Genomic DNA, 25,167 nt, shown 5'->3' with positions numbered 1-25,167 from the left:
TGTGCATGATTTGAAACAGGGGTGTTCCGCGGATGGAACGGGTCGAGGTCGACCACGGCTCGATGCCCGATTGGCAGAGTGTCCGGGTGTTCCTCACCCTGCATCGGTGCGGCAGCTTCCGTTCGGCGGCGGCCAGCCTCGGGCTCTCGATCAATTCGATCCGGCGGCGGGTCAGTGACCTCGAAGCGCGGATCGGCGCACCGCTGATCACCCGGCACATCGACGGGGTGCGGTTGACCGCCGAGGGGCGAGCGATCCTGGAGGCCGCGAGCCGCATGGAGACGGCGGCGTTCGGGCTGATGCTCGCGGGCGACGCGGCCCCGTTCGCCGAGACCGGCGAGGTGCGCATCGCGGTCACGGAAGGCCTCGGCGCGTTCTGGCTGGCACCACGGCTAGTGGAGTTTCAGCGCGCCAATCCGCGCCTGACCGTCGATTTGCGCTGCGCCATGGAATCCGCCGACGTGCTGCGGCTGGAGGCGGACGTCTCGATCCAGCTCACGCGGCCGACGAGCCCCGACCTGCGCATGGTCAAGCTCGGGCGCATGCACATCATGCCCTACGCCGCGCGCAGCTACGAGCAGATCTACGGATTGCCGGAGAAGCCGGCGGATCTCGCGCGGCACCGGATCGTGGTCCAGGCCGCGAGCCAGACGATAGGCCTCGAAGACTATGCGAAAGGCCTAGAGGGATTTCCCGCCGAGATTCCCGTGACGCTGAAGATCAACGTCAGCAGCGCCTATTACTGGGCGATCGCGAAAGGCGCGGGGATCGGCCTGTTGCCGACCTACGCCACCGCCATCGGGGCCCAGGTCGTCCCGGTGGACAATCTCGGCCGCTACGGTCTCGACATATGGTTGACCTACCACCCCGATGCGGAGCGGATCGGTCGCGTCCGCCGCGTCATCGACTGGTTGCGCAACTCCTTCGATCCGGGCCGCTACCCGTGGTTCCGGGACGAGTTCATCCATCCGCGCGACCTTCCGAGCCGGATCCGGGGCGAGCCGCTGCCCGACCTGTTCGCGGGTTTCACCGCGATGACGGAGTGAGACGCGCCGAGCCTTGACCCCGCGGCGCGCATGTTTCTTGCTCGCATTGCCGCAACGACGAGGTTCTCACGTGCTGCTGACGCCCCGCGAAAAGGACAAGCTGCTGATCGCCATGGCGGCGCAGGTGGCGCGCAACCGCCAGGCGCGCGGCGTCAAGCTGAACCACCCGGAGGCCGTGGCGCTGATCACCGACTTCGTGGTCGAGGGCGCGCGCGACGGGCGCACGGTGGCCGAGCTGATGCAGGCGGGGGCGAACGTTCTGACGGTGGACCAAGTGATGCCCGGCATCGCGGAGATGATCCCCGACATCCAGGTCGAGGCGACCTTCCCGGATGGGACGAAGCTCGTGACGGTGCATCACCCGATCCGCGGGGCGCTCTCGGCCGACGTGCCCGGCCAGGTCACCACGTTGCCCGGCGAGATCGTCTTCAACGCAGAGGCCGACCGCGCGGTGATCGCGGTGGCCAACACCGGCGACCGGCCGATCCAGGTCGGCTCGCACTACCATTTCTTCGAGGTGAACCCCGGCCTCGTTTTCGAGCGCGAGAAAGCCCGCGGCCGGCGCCTCGACATCGCGCCCGGCACGGCGGTGCGGTTCGAGCCGGGCTCCACCCGGGAGGTCGTGCTGGTGCCGCTCTCGGGCGGTCGCACCGTGTACGGTTTCCGGGGAGACGTGATGGGCAAGCTGTGACCATGGCCAACATGCCCAAACCCGCCGCCCTCCCCCGGGCCGCCTACGCCGACATGTTCGGCCCGACCACGGGCGACCGCATCCGGCTGGCCGATACGTCCCTCGAGATCACGGTCGAGCGCGATTTCACCACCTACGGCGAGGAGGTGAAGTTCGGCGGCGGCAAGGTGATCCGCGACGGGATGGGCCAGAGCCAGGTCACCAACGCGGCGGGCGCCGTCGATACGGTGATCACCAACGCGGTTGTGCTGGACCATTGGGGCATCGTGAAATGCGATGTCGGCATCGTGCGCGGCCGTATCTTCAAGCTCGGCAAGGCCGGCAACCCCGACGTGCAGCCCGGCATCGACATCATCGTCGGGCCCGGCACGGAGGTGATCGCCGGCGAGGGCAAGATCCTCACGGCCGGCGGGTTCGACAGCCACATCCACTTCATCTGCCCGCAGCAGATCGAAGAGGCCCTGTGCTCGGGGGTGACCACGATGCTGGGCGGGGGTACCGGGCCGGCGCACGGGACCTTCGCCACCACCTGCACGCCGGGGCCCTGGCACATCGCCCGGATGATCGAGGCGGCCGACAGCTTCCCGATGAACCTGGCGTTCGCGGGCAAGGGCAACGCCTCGCGGCCGGAGAGCCTCGTCGAGATGGTCCGGGCGGGGGCCTGCGCGCTGAAGCTCCATGAGGATTGGGGCACGACCCCGGCGGCAATCGACACCTGCCTATCGGTGGCGGACGCCCACGACATCCAGGTCATGATCCACACCGACACGCTCAACGAGTCGGGCTTCGTGGAGGACACGATCGCGGCGTTCAAGGGCCGCACGATCCACGCGTTCCACACCGAGGGGGCGGGCGGGGGACACGCGCCCGACATCATCAAGGTCGCGGGGCTGCCCAACGTGCTGCCGTCCTCGACCAACCCGACGCGGCCCTACACCCGCAACACCATCGACGAGCATCTCGACATGCTCATGGTCTGCCACCACCTCGACCCGTCGATCCCGGAGGACCTCGCCTTCGCCGAGAGCCGGATCCGGCGCGAGACGATCGCGGCCGAGGACATCCTGCACGATATCGGCGCGCTCTCGATGATGTCGTCGGACAGCCAGGCCATGGGCCGGGTCGGCGAGGTCGTGATCCGCACCTGGCAGACCGCCGACAAGATGAAGCGCCAGCGCGGCGCACTCGCGGGGGACGCCTCTGGCACCGATAACTTACGCGCGCGGCGCTACGTCGCGAAATATACGATCAACCCGGCGATCGCGCACGGCGTTTCGAAGCATATCGGCTCGGTGGAGCCCGGCAAGCTCGCCGACCTCGTGCTGTGGACACCCGCCTTCTTCGGCGTGAAACCCGATCTCGTGCTGAAGGGCGGCAGCATCGCGGCCGCCCCGATGGGCGACCCGAACGCCTCGATCCCGACGCCCCAGCCGGTGCATTACCGCCCGATGTTCGGGGCCTACGGCCGGGTGCCCTACGCGACCGCGCTGACCTTCGTGTCCCGGGCGGCGGTGGAGGATGGCTTGCGGGAGCGGCTCGGGGTGCAGAAGCAGCTGGTCGCCGTGGAGAACGTCCGCGGCGGCATCTCCAAGAAGAGCATGGTGCTCAACGATGCCACGCCAATGATCGAGGTCGATCCCGAGACCTACGACGTGCGGGCCGACGGCGAACTCCTGGTCTGCGAGCCCGCCGAGGTGCTGCCGATGGCGCAGCGCTACTTCCTGTTCTGAGCTATCGTGGCGCGAACGAACAGGAGGCCGGACATGGCGAAGGCCGCGCTGAAGACGCCCGAATCGGATCTCTATGAAACCGATCTCTGTCTCTGGACCGAGCAGCAGTCGGCGCTGCTTCGGGCCGGTCGAGTGTCGGAGATCGATAGGCTGAACCTTGCCGAGGAGATCGAGAGCTTGGGCGGGTCGCAGAAATCCGAGATCCGCAGCCGTCTAGCCGTGCTTCTTCTCCACCGGCTGAAATGGGAGTTTCAGCCGGAAAAGCGGAAATACGGTTGGCGCACCACCATCGTGGGGCAAAGGATCCGGATCGACGGTCTGGTGGATACGAGTCCGAGCCTGCGGTCCTGGCCCGAGCGTGTGATGCAGAGCGCTTATCGCATCGCCACGCTTGGCGCGTCCAGCGAAACGCGCCTGCCGGAGAAGACGTTTCCGAAGACCTGCCCGTACTCGGTCGAGCAGATCCTCGATCTCGCCTTCTATCCGGGCATTCCTGAAGACGATGTCGTATGACGACGCCGAGATCAAACGAGAAACCGTCCCAAGAATGATCCGCGCCACCCGAATCCTCCGCCGCGAGCACCTGTCCGGGGGCGAGATCGTCGACCGGGTGGTCCTCGATTCCGGCGCGCGCCATCGCCGCCGCGTCGGCATGCGGGGAGAAGGGGGCATGCGGTTTCTGCTCGACCTGCCGGAGGCGGTCGTGCTGGACGACGGCGATGCCCTCGTGCTCGAGGATGGCCGCCTGATCTGGGTCGAGGCCGCGCCCGAGTGCCTGCTGGAAATCCGCGCCGCCAGCGAGCACGCCCTGAGGCGGCTGATCTGGCACATCGGCAACCGGCATATCCCGGCCGAGATTGGGGCCGACGCCGTGTGGATCGCCGACGATCATGTGCTCGCCGACATGATCCGGGGGCTCGGCGGGACCGCCGAACCCGTGGAGCGCCCGTTCCGGCCGGAGGGAGGAGCCTATTCCGGTGGGCAAGCGCACAGCCATGCGCATGGTCATGGGCAAGCGCACGACCATGGGGGTGCGCACGGCGATGGGCACGGCCCGCACCATCACCACCATGCCGATGGCTGAGACGCTGGAGGCGCTCCGGCTGATGGCGTGGCTGTCGCCCGGCTATCCGGTCGGGGCCTACGCGTATTCGCACGGCCTGGAATGGGCCGCCGAGACCGGCGACGTGCATGACGAGCCGAGCCTCGCCGCGTGGCTCGCGGACGTGTGCGCGTACGGCGCCCTGCGCAACGACCTGATCCTCGCGGCCCACGCTCAACGGGCGGCAGTCGCGGCCGGGCCGGACGGGATCGTCGCGATCAACGATCTCGCCCTGGCCCTGGCACCGTCGCGCGAGTTGCACCTGGAGACGAGCCAGCAGGGTCGCAGCTTCCTCGACGCGACTTTGGGCGCCTGGTCCTGCGAACGGCTCTCGGCGTTGGCCGGACGTCTTTCGGGACCGGTCGCCTATCCCGTCGCGGTCGGCGCGGCCGCGGGGGCGCACGGCATGGCGCTGCCGCCGATGCTCGCGGCCTACGCCCTCGCCTTCGTCCAGAACCTCGTGTCGGCGGCCTTGCGTGCGGCCCCGGTCGGTCAGGCCGCCGGCACGCGGGTGGTCGCGGCGCTCGCGCCCCTCCTGGTCCGGCTCGCGGAGGCGGCGCACGACGCGGATCTCGACGCGATCGGGTCTGCCACCATCCGGCTCGATCTCGGCTCGTTCCGGCACGAGACCCAGTATTCCCGCATCTTCCGATCCTGAGAACGCAGCATGACCTCCTCGAACGGCCCACTCCGCGTCGGCATCGGCGGCCCCGTGGGCTCGGGCAAGACCGCGCTGATGGAGCAGCTCTGCAAGCGCTTCCGCGACCGCTACGAGATCTGCGCGATCACCAACGACATCTACACAAAGGAGGATGCCCGGATCCTGACCGTGGCCGGGGCGCTGCCGGAGGAGCGGATCCTGGGCGTCGAGACCGGCGGCTGCCCGCATACGGCGATCCGCGAGGATGCCTCGATCAACCTCGCCGCGGTCGCCGAGATGAGTCGGCGCTTCCCGAAGCTCGACCTGGTGCTGATCGAATCCGGCGGCGACAACCTCGCGGCGACGTTCTCACCGGAACTCGCCGACATCACGCTCTACGTGATCGACGTGGCCGGCGGGGAGAAGATTCCCCGCAAGGGCGGTCCCGGCATCACCCGGTCGGACCTGCTGATCGTCAACAAGACCGATCTCGCGCCGCTGGTCGGCGCCGACCTGTCGGTAATGGAGGCCGACACGAAGCGGATGCGCGGCGCCCGCCCCTACGTGTTCGCATCCCTGCGCGGTGGCGATGGGGCGGATGCCGTCGCGCGCTTCATCGAGGAGGCCGGCGGCCTCGGCCGTTAGCCCTTCCGACGTTGCGCGTACTAGCGCCCGGCCTCTGCCGAGCGCGAGCGTGGGGCCGCCCGGGGCGACAGGCCCATCAGGGAATCGAGGCGGCTCATCCGGGCGTCGAAATCCTTCAGCGCAGCTTGGCGCGCCTTGACGGCGGGGCTGGCCGACGGCTGCACCTGCGCGCGGATCGGTCGGGCCTGCGCTGCCGGTGCCAAGAGGACAGCGGCCAGGGAGATCGTTGTCAGCGCACGGATCATGACGGTAGTCCCTTGGGGAACGGCCGCATCAGCAGCCAACTCCCTAAGATCGTACGGTTCACGGTCGCGCGCCTGCGTGCGCGGGCGCACGTCGCGCGTGCCTGGGTCGGTCCGGCGCGGGATGAACCGGCGCTCAGGCACGCGTGCGTCTCACGGTCAGCCAGGAGGCCAGCAGGACGAACGCGCTGACCAGTACGACGAGAAGCGTCGAGGCGGCGTTGATCTCGGGATTCACCCCCAGCCGGACCTGGCCGTACAGCCGCATCGGCAGCGTGGTCGAGCCCGGGCCCGACACGAAGCTCGCGATCACGAGGTCGTCGAGCGAGAGCGTGAAGGCGAGCAACGCGCCGGCCAGCACGGCGGGCGCGAGCAGCGGCAGCGTGATCGTGAGGAACACCCGCGACGGACTCGCGCCGAGATCGGCAGCCGCCTCTTCGAGCCCACGGTCGAGGCCGCGCAACCGCGCCGCCACCACGACGGCGACGAAGCCGGTGCAGAAGGTCGCGTGCGCGATCACGATGGTGGCGATGCCTCGGTCGACGCCGATGCCGATGAACATCAGCAGGAGCGACAGGCCGATCATCACCTCCGGCATCACCATCGGCCCGAAGATCAGACCGGTGAACAGCGCCCGCCCGCGGAAGCGGCCGTGGCGTTCGAGGGCCAAGGCCGCGAGGGTCCCCAGGATGGTCGCGATCACGCTCGTGAGCAGCGCGACCCGAAGGGAGACCCACGCCGCCGCCATCAGCGGCGCATCCGCCAGGAGCGCGCCGTACCAGCGCATCGAGAATCCACCCCAGACCGTCACCAGGTTCGAGGCGTTGAACGAGTAGGCGATCAGCACCAGGATCGGCGCGTACAGGAACATGAGCCCGATCGTCAGCGCCGTGCGGGTCACCCAGGTCACGGACGGCCCTCCCCGCCGCTGCGCAGGCTGTCGCGGAACAGCACCACGGGAACGATGACGATGGCGAGGATCAGCACCGCCACGGCCGACGCGAGCGGCCAGTCGCGGTTCGAGAAGAACTCGCTCCACAGCACCCGACCGAGCATCAGGGTCTCCGAGCCACCCAGGAGATCCGGAATTACGAACTCGCCGACCATCGGGATGAAGCAGAGCCCGGCCCCGGCCGCGATCCCCGGCAGGCTGAGCGGCAGCGTCACCGACCAGAACACCCGGGCCGGCGACGCGCCGAGGTCCGCCGCCGCCTCGCGCAGCGCGGGATCGAGCCGATTCATCACCGCGTAGAGCGGCAGCACCATGAACGGCAGGTAGGCGTAGACGAGACCGATCAGTATGGCGGCATCGGTGTTCAGGATGATCAGCGGCTCGGAGATCAGGCCGAGGCGAAGCAGGATCAGGTTCAGCAGCCCCTCGGGCTTGAGGATCGCGATCCAGGCGTAGATCCGGATCAAAAAACTCGTCCAGAACGGCACCACCACCAGGGCGACGAGGAGGGGCTGCCAGCGCGCGGGCGCCCGGGCCAGCGCGTAGGCGAGCGGCGTGCCGAGGGCGACGAGGATTACGCTGCACGCCGCGGCGTAGGCGAGCGAGCCGAGGGCGGCATCGCGGTAGAGCGTGTCGGCGGCGAGCGTGGCGTAATTGTCGAGGTTCAGGGCTTCGAGGAAGGACGACCAGCCTTCGATACCGCCCTGCCAATCGAAGACCGGCAGGTAGGGCGGGATCGCGGTGGCCGGCTCCGACAGGCTGATCTTGAGGGTGATGGCGACGGGCAGCAGGAAGAACGCAGACAGCCACAGCAGTGGCGGCAGGCGCACGAGCCGATCGAACAGACGCTTTCCGGACCCCTTCACCCTCAAGGCCGCCGCTCCCGGGTCGCGGCCGTGCGGGCCCGGTTCGTCGCAGCGCGGATCATGCCGGCAGGATCACCGCGTCGCGGGGGGCGAACCCCGCGCGGGTGTCGGCGCCCAGGGTTTCGGTGTGCCCACCCGGCCTGCCGCTCGACCGAAGCAGGGTACCATCGGGGAGGCGCAGGGTGCGGCGCAGGCGGTCGCCGAGAAAGAGCGCGTGGGCGATCGTCACCGGTAGGCCCTCGGCGCCGAGGATGAGGTCTTCCGGGCGCACCGCGATGACGACCGAGGCGCCCTCGGGCAGCAAAGTCGCGGCGGCGCGGACCGGCCCGTGGGCGGTCTCCACCGCGCGCGTGTCGCCGGGCTCGGCCGGTCCCAGCCGGCCGGGGATGAGATTCACGTCGCCGAGCAGGCCCGCCACGAAGCGGCTGGCCGGGCGGCGGTACAACTCGGCCGGGGTCCCGACCTGGGCGAGCCGGCCATGCTCCATGACGCCGACGCGGTCGGAGAGCATCATCGCTTCCTCGGGATCGTGGGTCACCACCACGAAGGCGGTGCCGAGGCGGCGCTGCACGGCGCGCAGCTCGGCCTGGGTCTCCTCGCGCAGGCCCCGGTCGAGGGCGCCGAGGGGCTCGTCCAGGAGCAGCAGCTTCGGCTCGCGGGCGAGCGCCCGGGCGAGCGCAACCCGCTGGCGCTGCCCGCCCGACAGCGTATCCGGGCGGCGATCCCCGAAGCCGTCGAGGCGCACGAGACGCAGCAGCTCCGTGACGCGAGCCGTGGCGGCGGCCCGGCCTAGCCCCTTCAGTCCGTAGCCGACATTGCCGGCCACGCTCATGTGCGGGAACAGCGCGTAGGACTGGAACATCATGTTCACCGGCCGCCGGTGCGGAGGCAGCGCCGTGAGGTCCTGCTCGCCGAGGCGGACATGGCCGGAACTCGGGATCTCGAAGCCCGCGATCATGCGCAGGAGGGTGCTCTTCCCGCATCCGGACGGCCCGAGCAGGCAGAAGAACTCCCCGGGCTCAAGCGCGAGGTTCACCGCATCGACGGCGAGGTGGCTGCCGAAGCGCTTGGTGAGATCCTCCAGTCGCAGGCGCAGCGCCGGTGCGTCGGCCAAAGCGTCAGGAATCCTCGCGCAGCGCCTCGGCCACGCGCGCTTCGAGGAGATCGGGCCGTCGCAGCACAAGGGCGCCGCGGGTGCGGTCGACGAGGCCCTCGGCCGCCATCGCGGTGAACTCTCGGGTGACCTGCTCGCGGCGGCAGCCGATCCGGGCGGCCAGCACGTGGTGGTAGGGCGGCGGCGACACGACCCGCTCGCCGGAGGTGCCCGACCGCGGGACCGAGAGGCGCAGCAGCTCGGCGTAGAGCCGGTGCTTCAGGTCCAGGAGCGCGTGCTCCATCAGCCGGGTGTTGAGTTCGCGCACGCGCTTGGCCAGCAGCCGGAACAGCCGGTCGGCGATCGCCTCGGAGGCGAACACCATCTGGCGGAACACCGCGGCCGGCACCACGCAGACCTCGCCGCGGGTCAGCGCCGTGACGTTGGCCGAGCGGCCGATCCCGTCGATGGCGGCGAGTTCGCCGAAGAAGGCCCCGCCGCGCATCTCGCCGAGGATCACCTCCTTGCCGGATTGGGTCCGGTTCAGGATGCGGACCTCGCCCGTGGCGATGAAGTAGACGTCGGTGGATATGTCGTCGAAATCGACCAGAACCTCGTTCTCGTCGAAGCGGCGCCAGTGGCAGCGGGTCTCGAACGGACCGAGCTCGATGCCCGGATCCTTGAAGAAGGGTATCGTCCCCAACCGCGCCATCGATCCTGTCCCTTCGGCCCCAGCCTCCGTCCCTGTCCTGACGGGTGCCGACCAGCAACTGTGGGGACGGAAGCAGCCCGCATCTTGGAGCGGCGCGCCGACCCGGCCGCGCGCCAGCGATGAGGCGAAATCGATGGTGACGGTCACGCGCGGGCCGGTCAAGCCGCGCTTGGCTGAACAGGAGTTTATTAGCGGGAATCGGTGGAGAGGGATAATTTCCTGCGCCTCGGCGCCAGACGATTCGCAATGCACCAGACGTTCGACATCGCCCATTCCTTCGCCGGACCGGTCAGCCCGATCGTCCGGCTGCAGGCGACATTGACCGATGCGTTCGAGCGCGCCGGGCACAGCTTGCATTCCGGCCGCCATGCCACGGTTCGCGTCTGCCCGGCGCCTGCAGGACATGGCATCGTCTTCCGCCGCCACCTGAACACGGGGGAGGCCGTCGATGTGCCGGCCCTGTGGCAGTTCCGGGAATCGCAGCCGCTCTCTTCGGCAATTCGGCGGGACGGGGTGCTCGTGCGTACGATTGAGCACCTGATGGCTTCCCTGCACGCCCTCAGGATCGACAACGTGCTGGTCGAGATCGACGCCGACGAACTGCCGATCTTCGACGGGAGCGCGACGCCCTGGTGCGCGGCGATCCGGGACGTGGGCCGGACCGAGCAGCCCGCCCCCTGCCGGGTGCTGCGGATGCGCCGGACGGTCACGGTCGAAGACGGACGGCGCCTGATCCAGATCGGGCCGGGCCCGGGATTGCACGTCACCGGCCACGTCTCGCTCGCCCATTTCGGCTCGCTCGACTGGTCCGGCGCAATCACGCCGGAACGCTTCGTGCAGGAGATCGCGCCCGCGCGCAGCTTCGGCCGGTACGTCCGCGCCATGGCAGGGCGCGCCTACGGCTACGCCGTCGGCGAGGATTTCCTGCAGGGCGTCTCGGCCCGCTCGGCGGCACTCCTCTGGCGGGGGCACGTCATCGGCGGGATGCGCGTTCCGGAGGAGCCGGTGCGCCACCGGATCCTGGACCTGATCGGCGACCTGATGCTGGCGGGGCACCCGGTGGAGGGCCATGTCTCGGCGTTCCACACCGGCCACGAGTTGAACCACGCGCTGGTCCGGGCACTGATGCGCGAGCGCACGGCCTGGGAGCTGGTCTGACGGCGCGCCTCAGGCCGAGGCGCGCAAGGTCGTCTGGTCGCACGCGACCACCACCTGGCGGAACGCGCGCAGCAGGTCCGCATCGAGCTTGGGGCCCAACGTCCCCAGGATCGCGTAGGCCTCCCGGATCGGCTTCGGCGCCTTGTAGGGGCGGGCCTCGATCAACGCCGCGAAGATATCGCAGATCGTGATCAGGCGGACGAGATCGGGGATCTCCTGCGCCCGAAGCCCGTCCGGGTAGCCGGAGCCGTCGAGATATTCGTGATGCGAGCGGACCACGGCCAGCGTCCCGGCATCGTAGCCGCCATCCGCCAGCATGTCGTAGCCAATGGCCGGATGCCGATCCATCTCCAGCCGTTCCGCCGCATTGAGCGGGGCGGGCTTGTTCAGGATCGAGAGGGGGATCCGCGCCTTGCCGATATCGTGCAGCAGCGCGCCCTTGGTCAGGTGATGTGTATCCGTTTCGTTGAGGCCCAGGCTCTGCGCGAAGGCCGCGGCCAGGCCGGCGACCGTCAGGCAGTGCCGATGGGTCACGTCGTCGAAACCGGCCACCACGTTCAGCCAGTCGCGGACCTTCGCCTCACGGATCGCCCGGACGATGACGGTGGTGCCGGCATCGACGATGGCAGCCGCAGGCGTCGTGTCAGCCCGGAAGATCGCCCGGAAGGCGGACCGCGCCTCGTCGGCGCAGCGACGCAGCGCGACGCCGTCATCGGGGCCGCGTCCGGCCGAGCTCAAAGCCGCGACGGCGGTGGCCAGCAAGGCGTTGGCCGCGGAGGCCGGGAGGATCCGCGTGGCCCCGAGGGCGGTCGCCTGGATCTCGCCGCGCCCGAGATTGCCGTGGATCAGCGCGAGGAACGGCGTGGCCTTATCACGCGCGACGGCCAGCGTCCGGCGCAGGCGAAGCACGGCGTCGGAGGTCAGCGCGCTGACATCGCTGATCACCAGGTCCGCCCCCCGGGGCGGCTCCGCATCGCCGTACAGATCGTGGAGAACAAGGCTCGGACCGCCGCCCAGATTGCGCGCCAGGCGCTCGCCGCGGCCGAGATCGTCAGTCAGGATCACGGTGCGACCCAAAACACCTCTCCCATCACGGCGCCCAACTGGCGCACACCCCGGTCGACCAGCATCCGACGCCAGGCCCCGGGCCCGCGACGGTATTACCGCCTAAAAACATACTTTGATCGGTTCGAACGACGGATGCTGCACAGTCACCGAAGAGATTTCGCACAATCATCGGAGAGTCATGCGATTCCGTTAAAGCGGCTTCTACGGATTTCGCGATCGCTCACGGCGATCGACGCTGGTGCCCTGCGTCGGCTCGCCTGCGCCGCCGGGGCACGGCGGCACCGTCAGGGCGCTTGCCCTCCCGCGTCTAGACCGCCAGAACGCCGCCATGCTGCGCGTCCATGACCTCACCTACCGCATCGGCGATCGCCTGATCCTCGATTCCGCGAACTTCTCGATTCCCGAGGGCGCGCGCGTGGGTCTCGTCGGGCGCAACGGCGCCGGCAAGACCACGCTGTTCAAGGCGATCCTCGGCGACCTGCCGGTGGACGCGAAATCGGTTTCCCTGCCCAGGGGCATGCGCATCGGCGCGGTCGCCCAGGAGGCGCCGGCCGGCCCGGAGACGCTGCACGCGGTGGTGCTGGCCGCCGACACCGAGCGGGCCCAATTGATGGCGGAAGCCGAGCATGCCGACGGCCTGCGCCGGGCCGAGATCGAAACCCGCTTGGTCGATATCGGCGCGCATTCGGCGCCGGCACGCGCCGCCGCGATCCTGCACGGGCTCGGCTTCGACGCGGCCGCCCAGGCGCGGCCCTGCGCGGACTTCTCAGGCGGCTGGCGCATGCGCGTGGCGCTCGCCGCCGTCCTGTTCTCGGAACCCGACCTGCTGCTCCTCGACGAGCCGACCAACTATCTGGACATCGAGGGCACGCTCTGGCTCTACGACTACCTGGAGCGCTATCCGCGCACCGCGATCATCATCAGCCACGACCGCGACCTGCTGGACACCAGCGTCGACCACATCCTGCATCTCGACCGCGGCAAGCTGACGATCTACCGCGGCGGATACACCAGCTTCGCCAAGCAGCTCTCCGAGAAGCGCATGCTGCTCGCCAAGGCCAAGGTGAAGCAGGATGCCGAGCGCGCGCATCTGCAGAGCTTCATCGACCGGTTCAAGGCGAAGGCGACCAAGGCCCGGCAGGCGCAATCCCGGGTGAAGCGGCTGGCCAAGATGGAGCCGATCGCCGCCCTGATCGAGGACGACGTGCCGGTGATCCACCTGCCGAGCCCGGAAAAGCCGCTCTCACCCCCGATCGTCTCCATGGAGCGGGTCAAGGCCGGCTACGGCGACCGCGTCGTGCTCAGCGGCCTCGACCTCAACCTCGCGCCCGACGACCGCGTGGCGCTGCTCGGCGCCAACGGCAACGGCAAGTCGACCTTCTGCAAGCTGATCGGCGGCCGGCTCGGGGCCATCGCCGGGGAGATGCGGCGGTCGTCCAAGATGGAGGTGGCGTATTTCGCGCAGCACCAGCTCGACGAGTTGCGCCCGGCCGAAAGCGCCTACGCGCATGTGCGGACATTGATGCCGGATGTGCCGGAGGCGAAGGTGCGCTCGGCCACCGCCCGGCTCGGCTTCGGCGCCAACAAGGCCGACACGCCGGTGGAAAAACTCTCCGGCGGCGAGAAGGCGCGGCTGTTGATGGGGCTCGCGGCCTTCCACGGTCCGCACCTGCTGATCCTTGACGAGCCGACCAACCACCTCGACATCGAGAGTCGCCAGGCCCTGGTCGAGGCGATCAACGACTACGAGGGCGCGGTCATTCTGGTGAGCCACGACCGCTTCCTGGTCGAGGCCTGCGCGGATCGCCTCTGGCTGGTGGCCGACGGCACCGTGAAGACCTTCGACGGTGACATGGACGATTACCGCCGGTTCGTCCTGTCCGGCCCGGAGCGTGAGGACACACGCGAGGTCGAGCCCGCGGGCGGCCAGAAGGCCGAGGCGCGCCGCGCCGGGGTGGAGCGCCGCGCGGCCCTCGCGCCGCTGCGCAAGCGGCTCGAAGGGATCGAGGCGCGGATGGCCAAGCTCACGGCAGCGATCCAGAAGATCGACGCCGCTCTCGAGGACGGCACGGCCTTCCGGGAAAACGCGGCCAAGGCGGGAGAGATCGCCAAGATGCGCTCGGACGCGGCGGACGCCCTCGCCGCCGCCGAGGAGGAGTGGCTGATGGTCAGCGAGGAGATCGAGGCGGCGTGAGCCCCTCGCTCCCCAACGTCTTTCGGGGCCGACCACGAAAGTTCCGGTTTCAAAAGGGCTTCGATCTTTTGCGGGTTCAGTACGGAGCCCTGGCGGTGGGCTTGGCCCGATGCCTCAGGGGCTCCGCCCCCGAACCCCGCCAAAGGGCTTGCCCTTCGGGATCCCGTTCCTGAGCGCTTCAGACCGCGGCTTCGAGGGCACGCTCCAAAATATTCGCGCCGCGATCAATCCTTGCCTCCGACACTGTCAACGGTGGCGCGATGCGGAGCACGCGGCCTCCTGAAGCAGGCCACGCTCGCGTGGGTCGCCGATACAGGCGAAAAGCTGCTGCACCGTGTTCCGGATTGCCGCCCATGCCGACGATCGGCCTGAAGCGCTTGCCGCCGGAGTACAGGTCGGGTCGGCGTAAGCGAACGCGTTCGATCAAGGACTTAGAGCTGTTCCCGATCGCAGCGTGATCGGGAAATGCTCGAGTGATCCGCCTCGACGAACGCCACGCGACGGCGCTGACCCAGCCGTTCGCGTCGCATCTACGGACCAACCTGTCGCTGCGATGACCGTGGCGGTTCCATGGGGGACCGCTGCGGTCTAATTCAGGTCAGACGGCCGAAACCGGATCGTTGGCGGAACGCAACGTCGGCAGCTGTTCGACCACGCAGCCACACGCCCAGGACAGCGGCTTCAGCGTGGCGAAAACCACTGATCCGTCACCTTCGGCCAGAGCGAAACGATCTTTTTGTTGTCGACATTGATCCAACGGACATCCGTACTGGGATGCTCGGCTTTGAAACTCTGGTAATGAACGTCGTTGCACATGAGATAAAAACTGATTGCAGCCGTGATGCTGCTATTGATATGCGTGATACTGTAAATGTAAGCATCCCACTTCGCGGCATCTTCGGCTTGCCGGACTGCCTTGCTCTCGGCGATCGACCGATCCAGCGCGGTCGCCATCGGGACAGCATCACCCGAACGCTGTGATCCGGTATCGACGTCGCTGCGCACCGTCGCCGCCGCGCGCGTATCGCCCGTGCGCTGCGGCTGAGGCGCGTTCTCCGGCCCATCCGTCTTCGGAGATTGCGCAAGCTGGGCCGTTGGTACGGTGGCGTCCGAAGCGGGTTGGCGTGCCCGGACCAGCGACAGGACCGCGTCGGCCGTGAGCGCGTAAGTCGTCCTCGGATCGAACGCCACCGGCTTCGCAAGTTGGTTTGCCATCACGGACGCAATCCGCTCCGGCTCATCGACCAGCTGCGGCCTCAGCGCGGCGCCAGAGGCAGACGCAACGGGGCTGACAGCGAACATCTTACGCACTCCGTGTGTTAAGCTGGACACCGGCTGACAAAGGATGTTCTCAAAAACTCCATCCGGTTTCTGAAGTCTGAGCGCTTATCACTTCGGCGTGCTGCTCAGACGGCGATTTACTTGACTTCGAAGGGCTCGTTTCCGCCCGAAGACTTCGGTCGTCGTTGTCGCCTGGCTGGCGACGCTGCCAGCTTGTGGGCTGGCAGCGTCGTTTCTTGGCTTCAAGAATAATCTCGGACACCAATCAGACCTGACCTTTTGGGTCATATAGACTGTTAAGCGCGATCAATATTTCAATCGATTGAGCGCTATAGACTTTGAATATCCGGGTGCGCGAGCAACTCGCGTAGGCCTTCCGAAAGCGATCATCGCGGAGGAAGGGTACCGCTGAGGCGTCATGCCTCAGGCACAAGAATAAGAACGTGCGAGCATTGCCGTGTCAACAGGCGAGTCCGCTGTGCGGCCTGGGCAGGTATTTGCAGCAACGCCGCACCGATATTCTTTCCCGTCATACGATCATGCACCTCGGACGCGCTATAGATCGGCGGGTCGCGCGATATTGATCGTCTTGCAAAGTTCAGGGCGCGTCCCGGCCTCGTGATGAGCCCGCGGGCCGACACACGAATTTCACACCTGTGCCATCGATACGGCTACGCAGGCGGGCGAATCGACCGCGAAACGGTGTCATCCGCCCGCCGAAGTGCATCCGATAGCGAATCGATGCCGGCCGGTAGGCTCGATCAGGCCCGCGCCGGCGCAACGCCCCGCTGCCGGCCTCGGCCGAGGCCCACGACAAGCAGGCAGCCCGATCCCGACAGCACCACGAGGGGCAACAGGCCGAGCGGGTAGCTGCCGGTGGCATCCTTGATCACACCGAGCAGGTATGTGCCGATGAACCCGCCGATATTGCCGATCGCGTTGATCTGCGCGATGCCGGCCGCCGCCGCCCCGGCCGACAGCCATTCGGTGGAGAGCGCCCAGAACGGCCCCTTCACCATGTAGGTCGCCGTCACAGCGAGGCACAGGATCAGGATCGTCGGCAGCAGCTGCTCGGTCGCGATCGAGGCGGCGAGGCTCAGCGCCAGCAGGCCCAGCGGGATTGCCGTGTGCCAGACCCGCTCCCGCCGTTTGTCGGAGGACCGGCCCCACAGGATCATCAGCACCGAGGCGATGCCGAACGGGATCGAATTCAGCAGGCCCGTCTCCAGGTTCGTCAGCCCGAACGACTTGATGATCTGCGGCTGCCAGAGCGACAGGCACTGGCTGGCCCCGGAGGCGCCCGCGTAGATCAGCGAGGCGGCAAGCACGTAGCGGTTGCGCATCACCTGCCAGACCGAGAGATGCCGGGCCGGCGCCCCCTCGCCCGCAACCACGGAGGCGCGCTCGGCTGCCAGCCGATCCTGCAGCCATGCGCTCTGCTGCGGCGTGAGCCACCGCGCCGTGCCGGGTCCGTCGGGCAGGACCGCGAATGCGATGATCCCCAGCAGCACCGCCGGGATCGCCTCGAGGATGAACAGCCATTGCCAGCCGCGATAGCCCAGCATCCCGTCGGTGTTGAGGATCGAGGCCGAGATGGGTGAGCCGAGGAAGCTCGAGATCGGGATCGCCACCATGAAAACGGCCACGATCCGCCCCCGATAGGCGCGGGGAAACCAGTAGGTGAGGTACAGGATCACCCCGGGAAAGAAGCCGGCCTCGGCGGCGCCCAGCAGCAGGCGGACCGCGTAGAACGAAGTGGGCCCGACGACGAACGCCATGGCCGCCGAAACCAGCCCCCAGGTGATCATGATCCGGGCGATCCAGATCCGAGCGCCGAACCGCTCCATGGCGAGGTTGCTCGGCACTTCGCACAGCACGTAGGACACGTAGAACAGGCCGCCGCCCAATCCGAACTGCGCCGCGGACAAGCCGATATCGTGGTTCATCTGCAGCGCCGCGAAGCCGGCATTCACCCGGTCCACGAACGCGATGAAGTAGGCGAGCATCAGGAACGGCAGGATCCGCCAGGTGATCTTGCGCAGAGTCGCCCGCTCGATATCCGAAACGGGTTCCGGCACGTTTGTCGGCGCCATCTTAATCCTCCCGGCTCTGTCGGCTCGGCTTGGATCAGGCACGGCCCCGCCACCAGTCCTGAGGCACGACAACTTCGCGCGACTGTCATAGTCTGCCCTCCGGTGTTGCTTGCCGGTTGCGATACGCGCCAATAGCCGCCTCCGGGCCGTCGGTGCGGTTTGCCCACGGCCTGCGGACATGCGAGAGAAGCGGCATGTTGACGGTGGATAGCCTTTGGCGCGCGCGGCACCGGCTTGCGCAGATCGGGAAGAAGCGGACGGGCTCGCCTCGCATCCTTGTGGTCGGAGTCTGCCAGGCCGGCTCCATGGCCAAGGTGCTGCGTTTCCTGCTGCCCGACGCCCAGGTCGATTTCGTCTCGGCCTTCACGGTCACCCGGCGCTTCCCGAAGCTCGTGGACCTGATGGCGCATGCCGACGGCTACGATCACGTCTATTCCAGCATCTACCTGCCCCGGTTCAAGGACGGCGGCACGATCGACCGGTTTCGGACACACCCGAAGGTCCGGCTGATCCCCACCATCGTGTTCGGCGCCTACCATCCGGATCTGATCCATGTCGGCGTGCAGGATGCCGTCTCGCTCAACGGCCTGATCTCCGGGCCGATGGGGCATTCGCATTCGGCGATCACGCTCTACGCCTATCTGGCCGGCTTCTCGCAGGCGCAGGCGTTGCGCCTGTTTGCCGAGCCGGTCTTCGAGCGGCTGGGCTATTTCGATCTCTGGAACGAGTCGGTCGCCTACCTGCGTGGCCTCGGCGCCCAGGCGCAGTACGATCTCGATACGCACCTGACGCGGTGGGCGCGCCGCGGCTGCTTCATGCACTCGATCAACCACACCAAGCTCTACGTGGTCGCCGACCTCGCCCGCGGGCTGCTGACCAAATCCGGCGTCGCCTACCCCGAATGCGACCTGGACGCCTTCGTGCCCGACGACCTCGGGGGCCAGGGCAGCTGGCCCGTCTATCCCGAGATTGGCGCGCATTACGGCATTCCCGGCAGCGCGCTCTTCTTCAAGGCCGAGACGCGCCGCTCGGGCCCCGCCCGCACGATGACGCGGCCGGAATTCGTGGCGGCGGCCTACGCGAACTACGACAAGCGCCCGCGCGAGGCCCTGGTCTCGCGGCGCGTCCAGGACTGGCGCAACGATCCGGCGACGGTGGACTTCTTCCGCGAGGCGGCGGGCCGGGACATCAGCCCGATCCGCCCCTCCGGACGTTCCCCGGCGTTGGCGTCGAACAGCCTGGCCGGCCACGCATCCTGATACGACGGCACTGTCTCCCCTTTCCCGGCACTGGCACCGTCCGGGTCGGGGCCGACCGAGGTTCTGGAGCCCCGATGAGCCGGCAGCCTCGTAAGAAGACACGCGCCGGTCGCTTCGGGATCGCGGCCATCCTGACCGGTCTCGGCTCGGCCGCCGGGCTCGTCGGCTGGAGCCGGTTCGCCGTCGACCGCCACATGGACCTGCCGCCGGCCCTGCCCGGCCGGCACGAGATGCTCGCGACGGATCGCGCCGGCGCGCTCTCGCTGTATGGGACGACCGACCGGGACGGCGTGCCGCTCCTGCTGATCCACTCCATCAACGCGGCCGCGAACGCCTACGAGGTCCGTCCGCTCTACCTGCATTACCGCCAGACCCGCCCGGTCTACGCCCTGGATCTGCCGGGCTTCGGATTCTCCGAGCGATCGCGCCGCCTCTACACGCCCCGCCTGATGGTGGAAGCGATCCGTGCGGCCGTGGCCGAGATCCGGCAACGGCATTCCGTCGGCGCCATCGACGCGATGGCGCTGTCGTTGTCCTGCTCCTACCTCGCCCGCGCGGCTGTCGAGCGGCCGGAGGATTACCGCAGCCTCGGCCTGATCAGCCCCACCGGGTTCGATGCGCGACTCTCCGGCGACGGACCTCCAGACGGGCATCGGGGACGCGACCGACTGCGCAACCTGCTGGACCGGCCGCCCCTCGGCCGGCCCCTCTTCGATGCGCTGGCCTCCCGGCCGAGCATGCGCTTCTTCCTGCAGAAGACGTTCGGCTCGAAGGACATCGACGAGGGTCTGTTCGCGTATGATTACGCCTCGGCCCACCAGCCGGGTGCCGAGCACGCCCCGTATTGCTTCATCGCAGGCCACCTGTTCCCGACCGACACGACGCGTCTCTACGAGACGTTGCGCCATCCGGTCTGGATGGCGCACGGGCGGCGCGGCGACTTCGTCGATTACCGGCTGGCGCCGCGGGTCGCGGGCCGGCCGAACTGGCGCGTCCTCACCCTGCCGACCGGCGCCTTCCCGCATTTCGAGCGGCCGGACGACATGATCGCCGACTTCGACACCTTCCTGGAGAACCTTACCTGGGCGCCGGCATCGCCCCCGGCGTAATGCGATCGCGTCACCTGCGGGGCTGGCGGGATACGCGTCGGGCGGCGTTCTGCGCGTCAGCGCAGGCGCAGAAGGGTGCGCAGCCGGTCGAGCACGGTGGGATTCAACTCGCGCCGGACCCGCCGCTCCGCGAACGCGTCGACTGAAAAGCGGTCGGTCGGCACGCGCCGGAGGAAGCGCTCGGCGATCTCGTAGACCACGAGGTCGGGCTTCACGGCGGCGACGTAGGCCCAGTCGATCTCGGCGGACCAGATCGCGTGAACCTCGCGAAAGCTCTCGGCCAGCATCGCGGTGAGGCGCGGCCCCTGATCGAATACGTAGGAATCGCCGAACAGCACGATCCGCCGCGGATCGGCGGCCTCGGGATTACGCATCACCGCGCGCGATCCGACGAAGAAGCCGCCCCGGCCTGCGACCCGTCCGGTCTCGCGCAGATGCACCAGGGCGTTGGCCTCGCTGCGCTGGGCCCGCCGGGGGAATTCGTGGGCGAAATAGGCCTCGTCCACCGGCGGCTTGAGCTTGCCGCCGAGATCGAACACGAAGCGCGCGGGTTGGCCGGTGGCGTCGAGCACGTACGGCGCCGGCGCGACCGCGAGCGCTTCGCACAGCGCCCGGTAGGCCGCGATGTAGCCGCGATGGTTCCAGTGCGTATCGGTGCGGAGATAGACCGGTTCCTCGGCGCGCGCCGCCCGCAGGGGCTCGTAGAGATCGACCAGGTCCGCCCGCGTCTGCGTCGCCAGGAGCCGGCCGAGCCGCGCGCCGGGCGGATCGGCCAGGCCCGGGAACGGCCGGTCGAGCGTGTCGGCATGGATAGCGATCTTCTCGGGCACGATCGCGTGGACGTAGGTTGCGCCCAGGGATTCCGCCCGGTGGACGCGGCCGACGACCAGCTGCACCCACCGGCGCAGCAGGCGCCGTGTCACAGCGGAATCGGTGTACAGTTCCACCAGTTCGTCCGAGCGGCCGACCCAGAACAGCCAGCCGTCCCGCCCAACCGCGATACCGCGCGCGCCTGCCTGAGACAAAGTTAGGCCATCCTCCAAGAGCGCCTGCCGGCACGCCGACACATGCCGCCCGACGGCGCCGGAAACAAGCGGAAACACCCGGGCCGTTCAGGAGACAAGCCGTCGAGCGCGCCGGCTGAGACGACCAGGCTGGCGTTGTGGTGGACCGGTCCCCGATCGATCCGGTAAGGATCGGACCGCCGCCCGGAGCGGCGACAGCCCTTGGATTCCGATGATCGATCTGACGCTCGAGGCCGCCCGCAGCATCGTGGATACCGCCCTGCGCGAAGCCCGGACCCGTGGGCTGAAACCGATGGCGGTGGTGGTGTACGATGACCGGGGCGCGCTCAAATCGGTGTCTGTCGAGGACGGCACGTCGCTGCGCCGGGCCGAGATCGCCTGTGGGAAGGCCAACGGCGCCCTGGCGCTGGGGCTCGGATCCCGGGCGATCCATGCGCGGGCCGAGGCGCAGCCCTATTTCGTCGCCGCCGTGAGCCACGTCGCCGGCCCGGCCGCGCTCGTCCCGGTGCCGGGCGGCGTGCTGATCCGCTCCCGCGAGGGGCGGCTGCTCGGCGCGGTGGGCATCTCGGGCGACACGTCCGACAACGACGAAATCTGCGCGGTGGCGGCGATCGAAGCCGCCGGCCTGGTGCCCGAGACCGGCGCCTGAGGATGGCGATCCGCCGGCGTACGTGGCTGGCCGGTGCTGCCGCCCTCGCGGTCGCACGGGCCGCCCGCGCCGGCGATCCCGGCCTCTACCGCCGCGGCAACGACGCCGATCCCGAGACCCTCGATCCGCACCGCTCGTCCACGGTGGCGGAGGCGCATATCCTGCGCGACCTGTTCGACGGCCTCCTGACCTACGACAATCACGGGGCCATCATCCCGGGCGCCGCCCGATCCTGGACCGTCTCGGATGACGGCCTCATCTTACACTTCGAGCTGCGTCCGGACGGACGATGGTCGAACGGCGACCACGTCACCGCGGACGATTTCGTCTATGCGTTCCGCCGCATCCTGGCGCCGCCCACGGGGGCGAAATACGCCGAGATCCTGTTTCCGATCCGCGGGGCGGCGGCGGTGAACCGCGGCGATGCAGCCGGCGACACCCTCGGGGTCGCAGCGGAAGGGCCTCTCCGGCTCAGGATCGCCCTCGAACAGCCGACGCCGTATGTCCTCGAGCTCCTGACCCATCAGACCGCCCTGCCGGTGCACCGCGCGTCGATCGAGCGCTACGGCGATGCGTTCACTCGCCCGGGCAACTTCGTGACCAACGGCCCCTACCGGCTGGTCGACCGGGTGCCGGGCGGGGCGATCACCCTCGAGGTCAATCCGCACCATCCCGAAGCCCGCGCGATCGCGATCCGGCGCGTCGCCTTCCTGCCGACGCCGGACTTGTCGAGCGCGGTGCGCCGCTACACGGCGGGGGAACTCGACTCGCTGTCCCAGCTCCCGGCCGACCAGATCGCCGACCTGCGCCGCCGCTTCGGCGCCCAGGTGGTCCTCGGTCCGTCGCTCGGGCTCGAAGCCCTGGTGGTCAACACCCACAAGGCGCCGTTCTCGGACCGGCGGGTCCGCCAGGCGCTGTCGCTGCTCATCGACCGGGAATATCTCGCCGACGGGCTCTACGGCGGCACCATGAGCCCGGCCTATTCCCTGTGCCCGCCGGGCATCGACAATTATCGGACGCCGCCCGAGACCGCGGGGCGCCTGGGCCTGCCGATCGACCACGAGGCGCAGGCGCGCCGCCTGCTCGACGAGGCCGGCTTCGGGCCGGGCCGGCCGCTCACCGTGGAGTACCGGTTCAACGTCAGCGACAACAACCGCAACACCGCAGTGGCGGTGGCCGAGATGTGGCGCGACCTCGGGATCGAGACACGGTTTGTCTACACCGACGCCAAGACGCATTTCGCGTATCTGCGCGACGGCGGCAGCTTCGACGTCGCCCGCTATTCTTGGATTGCCGACTATTCCGATCCGCAGAATTTCCTGTTTCTGCTCCAGAGCGGCAACGATGGGTTGAACGCCGGCCGCTGGTCGGACGCGGCCTACGACGCGCTCCTGACCAGCGCGGCCGCCGAACGCGACCTCGCCCGCCGGGCCGAGCTGCTCTGCGATGCCGAGTCCATCGCGCTGCGCGAGCTCCCCTGGATCCCGCTGATGCATTATCGCTCGAAGGCGCTGATCGCACCGCGGCTGCACGGGTACGTCCCGAACCTGCGCAACGCCGCACCGACCCGCTTCATGAGGCTCGACGCGTGATCCGCTTCATCCTGCGCCGCCTCGCGCAGTCGGTGCCGACGCTGTTCGCGGTGGTGGCCGTGAGCTTCTTCCTGATGCGGCTGGCGCCCGGAGGGCCGTTCGACCTCGAGCGTCCGCTGGCGCCGGCCGCCATGGACAACCTGCGGCGGGTCTACGGCCTGGACCGGCCGCTGAACGTGCAGTTCGGCGGGTACCTGGCGGCCCTGGCGCGGGGCGATCTCGGCCCGTCCTTCTCGTTCCGCGACCAAAGCGTGCGCGACCTGATCGCCCGGGGGCTGCCGATCTCGGCGACCCTCGGAGCCCTGGCCCTGTCGCTTGCGACCTGCCTGGGGATCGGGCTCGGAACCGTGGCGGCGCTCCGGCGCGGCGGCGCGCTGGACCGGCTGCTCGGCCTCGGCGCGGCGCTGTCGCTGTCGCTGCCGAGCTTCGTGGTGGCGCCGCTCCTGCAGATCGTGTTCGGGCTGACCTTGCGCTGGCTGCCGCTGAGCGGCTGGGAGGGCGGCGCGCCGAGCCACCTGATCCTGCCGGTGGTGACCCTCGCGCTGCCGCAGGTGGGCGCGCTGGCACGCCTGACCCGCGCCTCGCTCGGCGAGGTGCTGCGCACCCAACCGGTGCGGACCATGCGGAGCCTCGGCCTGCCGCCCGTTCGCATCACCCGGCATGCGCTGCGCGGGGCGCTCCTGCCGGTGGTCGCCTACCTGGCCCCGCTGGCGGCGGCCCTGCTCACCGGATCCGTGGTGGTCGAGACCATCTTCGGCCTGCCCGGCATCGGCCGCTACTTCGTGGAGGGGGCACTCAACCGCGATTACACGCTGGTGATGGGCACTGTCCTGGTGGTCGCGGTGCTGGTCATCGCCCTGAACCTGATCGCCGACCTCGCCTGTGCCTGGCTCGATCCGCGCCTGCGGCGGTTGGCATGAGCACCGGGGGCATCACCACCGGGCCTGCGGCGCGCATGCTGCTCCGGCTCGGCCGCGAACGGGTGGCGATGGCCGCCCTTGCCGTGCTCGTCCTGACCGCGCTGACCTGCCTGTTCGGCCCGGCGCTGACCGGGCACGATCCGGTACGGGCCTATCCAGACCTGCGCCAGCTTCCGGCCGGCCTGAGGGCGCAGCCGGATGCCGAGCATCTGCGCCCGGCCCTCGAACGCCTCGCCTTCCGGATGCGGGCCCGCCTCGACGACGTGGCCCGCGACGGTGACACAGTACGCCTGACGCTGGGTTCGGAGACCGCATTCGACCGGCGCAGCCTCGTCTACCTGCCGCGCTCCGACCTGTTCGGAGAGCCGCGGGTCGTCGACGGTTCGCAGGATGGGACGCGTCTGATCGTGCGCGTGCCGGTGCGGCGCCTGTACTTCCCCCTCGGCACCGATGTGCATGGCCGCGACCTGCTCACCCGCTGCCTCGTCGCCGGCCGCGTCTCCCTCCTGATCGGACTCACCGCCACCCTGGTCGCGCTGCTCATCGGCGTCGGCTACGGCGCGACCGCCGGCTTCGTCGGCGGCGCCGTCGACGCCGTGATGATGCGACTGGTGGACGTGCTCTACGCCTTGCCGTTCGTGTTCTTCGTCATCCTCCTGCTGGTGTTCTTCCGGGCGAGCCTGACGCTGATGCTGGTGGCCATCGGCGCGGTGGAATGGCTCGACATGGCCCGGATCGTCCGGGCGCAGACCCTGTCGCTGCGCGAGCGCGACTTCGTCCGCGCCGCCCGCGCCCTCGGCCTCGGCACGCCCCGGATCATCCTGCGCCACATCGTGCCGAACACGTTCGGCCCGGTAGCCGTGGCGGCGACCCTGCTGGTGCCGCAGGTGATCCTGCTTGAGAGCTTCCTGTCGTTCCTCGGGCTGGGCGTTCAGGAGCCGCAGACGAGCTGGGGCGTGCTGATCGCCGAGGGCGCCCGGGCGATCGAGTCGGCCCCCCACATGCTGGCCGGTCCGGCCGCCTTCCTGATCGCCACCCTGGTCGCCTTGACGCTCCTGGGCGACGGCCTGGCCGACGCCGTCGACCCGCGCAGCGATTGA

Annotated in this window: 24 protein-coding genes; 15 read left to right on the top strand and 9 right to left on the bottom strand. The window is 69.0% G+C overall.

Going from position 1 to position 25,167, the window contains the following annotated elements; genetic code table 11:
• Positions 1 to 32 precede the first annotated feature (32 nt).
• From AC0IY0_RS13680 to ureG, 7 genes are all read left to right on the top strand, one after another.
• A complete protein-coding gene (locus AC0IY0_RS13680; RefSeq protein ID WP_147906878.1) occupies positions 33 to 1,046 on the top strand; it encodes a LysR family transcriptional regulator in 1,014 nt (337 codons plus the stop codon).
• Between the two features lie 70 nt (positions 1,047 to 1,116).
• Positions 1,117 to 1,737 carry an urease subunit gamma gene (locus tag AC0IY0_RS13675; RefSeq protein ID WP_147937504.1) on the top strand — a complete coding sequence of 207 codons (621 nt, stop codon included), beginning with the start codon at positions 1,117 to 1,119 and terminating at the stop codon, positions 1,735 to 1,737.
• Positions 1,738 to 1,739: 2 nt separating this feature from the next.
• A complete protein-coding gene (ureC, locus tag AC0IY0_RS13670; RefSeq protein WP_147937505.1) occupies positions 1,740 to 3,467 on the top strand; it encodes an urease subunit alpha in 1,728 nt (575 codons plus the stop codon).
• 33 nt (positions 3,468 to 3,500) lie between these two features.
• Positions 3,501 to 3,980, top strand: a complete 480-nt coding sequence (locus AC0IY0_RS13665) for a DUF29 domain-containing protein (protein ID WP_471764081.1) — start codon at positions 3,501 to 3,503, stop codon at positions 3,978 to 3,980.
• A gap of 34 nt (positions 3,981 to 4,014) precedes the next feature.
• Entirely contained in the window at positions 4,015 to 4,551 is a 537-nt protein-coding gene (locus AC0IY0_RS13660; RefSeq protein ID WP_147906881.1) for an urease accessory protein UreE, read from the top strand.
• Complete coding sequence (locus tag AC0IY0_RS13655; RefSeq protein ID WP_471764106.1) at positions 4,511 to 5,227, top strand: urease accessory protein UreF; 717 nt, start codon at positions 4,511 to 4,513, stop codon at positions 5,225 to 5,227. The genes AC0IY0_RS13660 and AC0IY0_RS13655 overlap by 41 nt, the downstream gene beginning before the upstream one ends.
• 9 nt (positions 5,228 to 5,236) lie before the next feature.
• Positions 5,237 to 5,854, top strand: coding sequence for an urease accessory protein UreG (ureG, locus tag AC0IY0_RS13650; RefSeq protein WP_147906882.1), 618 nt, complete (start codon positions 5,237 to 5,239; stop codon positions 5,852 to 5,854).
• 20 nt (positions 5,855 to 5,874) lie between these two features.
• On the opposite strand, the gene AC0IY0_RS13645 is transcribed toward ureG, so the two are convergent.
• From AC0IY0_RS13645 to AC0IY0_RS13625, 5 genes are all read right to left on the bottom strand, one after another.
• A complete protein-coding gene (locus tag AC0IY0_RS13645; RefSeq protein ID WP_147906883.1) occupies positions 5,875 to 6,099 on the bottom strand; it encodes a hypothetical protein in 225 nt (74 codons plus the stop codon).
• A gap of 133 nt (positions 6,100 to 6,232) precedes the next feature.
• Positions 6,233 to 7,006, bottom strand: coding sequence for an ABC transporter permease (locus tag AC0IY0_RS13640; protein WP_419830538.1), 774 nt, complete (start codon positions 7,004 to 7,006; stop codon positions 6,233 to 6,235).
• Positions 7,003 to 7,914 carry an ABC transporter permease gene (locus tag AC0IY0_RS13635; protein WP_471764105.1) on the bottom strand — a complete coding sequence of 304 codons (912 nt, stop codon included), beginning with the start codon at positions 7,912 to 7,914 and terminating at the stop codon, positions 7,003 to 7,005. The genes AC0IY0_RS13640 and AC0IY0_RS13635 overlap by 4 nt, the downstream gene beginning before the upstream one ends.
• A 58-nt stretch (positions 7,915 to 7,972) precedes the next feature.
• Positions 7,973 to 9,028, bottom strand: a complete 1,056-nt coding sequence (locus AC0IY0_RS13630) for an ABC transporter ATP-binding protein (protein ID WP_471764077.1) — start codon at positions 9,026 to 9,028, stop codon at positions 7,973 to 7,975.
• A 4-nt stretch (positions 9,029 to 9,032) separates the two neighbouring features.
• Positions 9,033 to 9,719, bottom strand: coding sequence for a Crp/Fnr family transcriptional regulator (locus AC0IY0_RS13625; RefSeq protein ID WP_147857045.1), 687 nt, complete (start codon positions 9,717 to 9,719; stop codon positions 9,033 to 9,035).
• Positions 9,720 to 9,965: 246 nt separating this feature from the next.
• On the opposite strand from AC0IY0_RS13625, the gene lpxC reads away from it, so the two are divergent.
• Complete coding sequence (lpxC, locus tag AC0IY0_RS13620) at positions 9,966 to 10,877, top strand: UDP-3-O-acyl-N-acetylglucosamine deacetylase (RefSeq protein ID WP_471764076.1); 912 nt, start codon at positions 9,966 to 9,968, stop codon at positions 10,875 to 10,877.
• A gap of 9 nt (positions 10,878 to 10,886) precedes the next feature.
• Here lpxC and AC0IY0_RS13615 read toward each other — a convergent pair whose 3' ends face one another.
• Positions 10,887 to 11,954 carry an HD-GYP domain-containing protein gene (locus tag AC0IY0_RS13615; RefSeq protein ID WP_147937509.1) on the bottom strand — a complete coding sequence of 356 codons (1,068 nt, stop codon included), beginning with the start codon at positions 11,952 to 11,954 and terminating at the stop codon, positions 10,887 to 10,889.
• Between the two features lie 319 nt (positions 11,955 to 12,273).
• On the opposite strand from AC0IY0_RS13615, the gene AC0IY0_RS13610 reads away from it, so the two are divergent.
• Positions 12,274 to 14,139, top strand: a complete 1,866-nt coding sequence (locus AC0IY0_RS13610) for an ABC-F family ATP-binding cassette domain-containing protein (protein WP_147937510.1) — start codon at positions 12,274 to 12,276, stop codon at positions 14,137 to 14,139.
• Positions 14,140 to 14,820: 681 nt separating this feature from the next.
• Here AC0IY0_RS13610 and AC0IY0_RS13605 read toward each other — a convergent pair.
• The gene (locus AC0IY0_RS13605; protein ID WP_471764075.1) at positions 14,821 to 15,441 is read right to left on the bottom strand and encodes a hypothetical protein; all 621 of its coding nucleotides are present in this window, start codon (positions 15,439 to 15,441) and stop codon (positions 14,821 to 14,823) included.
• Positions 15,442 to 16,181: 740 nt separating this feature from the next.
• Positions 16,182 to 17,513, bottom strand: coding sequence for an MFS transporter (locus AC0IY0_RS13600; RefSeq protein WP_471764072.1), 1,332 nt, complete (start codon positions 17,511 to 17,513; stop codon positions 16,182 to 16,184).
• Positions 17,514 to 17,707: 194 nt separating this feature from the next.
• On the opposite strand from AC0IY0_RS13600, the gene AC0IY0_RS13595 reads away from it, so the two are divergent.
• Positions 17,708 to 18,772 (top strand): WcbI family polysaccharide biosynthesis putative acetyltransferase, encoded by a 1,065-nt coding sequence (locus tag AC0IY0_RS13595; protein WP_147906892.1) that lies wholly within the window; start codon positions 17,708 to 17,710, stop codon positions 18,770 to 18,772.
• A 74-nt stretch (positions 18,773 to 18,846) separates the two neighbouring features.
• Positions 18,847 to 19,881, top strand: coding sequence for an alpha/beta fold hydrolase (locus AC0IY0_RS13590; protein WP_471764070.1), 1,035 nt, complete (start codon positions 18,847 to 18,849; stop codon positions 19,879 to 19,881).
• Between the two features lie 56 nt (positions 19,882 to 19,937).
• Here the strand turns inward: AC0IY0_RS13590 and AC0IY0_RS13585 are convergent, their stop codons facing one another.
• The gene (locus AC0IY0_RS13585) at positions 19,938 to 20,906 is read right to left on the bottom strand and encodes an alginate O-acetyltransferase AlgX-related protein (protein WP_471764069.1); all 969 of its coding nucleotides are present in this window, start codon (positions 20,904 to 20,906) and stop codon (positions 19,938 to 19,940) included.
• Positions 20,907 to 21,117: 211 nt separating this feature from the next.
• Here AC0IY0_RS13585 and AC0IY0_RS13580 point away from each other — a divergent pair, with 211 nt between their 5' ends.
• From AC0IY0_RS13580 to AC0IY0_RS13565, 4 genes are read left to right on the top strand one after another with little or no spacing between them, the layout of a single operon-like run.
• Complete coding sequence (locus AC0IY0_RS13580; RefSeq protein WP_147906894.1) at positions 21,118 to 21,555, top strand: GlcG/HbpS family heme-binding protein; 438 nt, start codon at positions 21,118 to 21,120, stop codon at positions 21,553 to 21,555.
• 2 nt (positions 21,556 to 21,557) lie between these two features.
• Positions 21,558 to 23,147, top strand: coding sequence for a peptide ABC transporter substrate-binding protein (locus tag AC0IY0_RS13575; RefSeq protein WP_471764068.1), 1,590 nt, complete (start codon positions 21,558 to 21,560; stop codon positions 23,145 to 23,147).
• Positions 23,144 to 24,067 carry an ABC transporter permease gene (locus AC0IY0_RS13570; protein WP_471764067.1) on the top strand — a complete coding sequence of 308 codons (924 nt, stop codon included), beginning with the start codon at positions 23,144 to 23,146 and terminating at the stop codon, positions 24,065 to 24,067. Before AC0IY0_RS13575 ends, AC0IY0_RS13570 begins: the two co-directional genes overlap by 4 nt.
• Positions 24,064 to 25,167: an ABC transporter permease gene (locus AC0IY0_RS13565; RefSeq protein WP_471764066.1), complete on the top strand. Its 1,104-nt coding sequence runs from the start codon at positions 24,064 to 24,066 to the stop codon at positions 25,165 to 25,167. Before AC0IY0_RS13570 ends, AC0IY0_RS13565 begins: the two co-directional genes overlap by 4 nt.

The organism is Methylobacterium sp. AC315 (assembly GCF_979253755.1).
The sequence above is the reverse complement of the archived record's forward strand: the minus strand, read 5'-3'. Positions and strand labels throughout refer to the sequence as shown.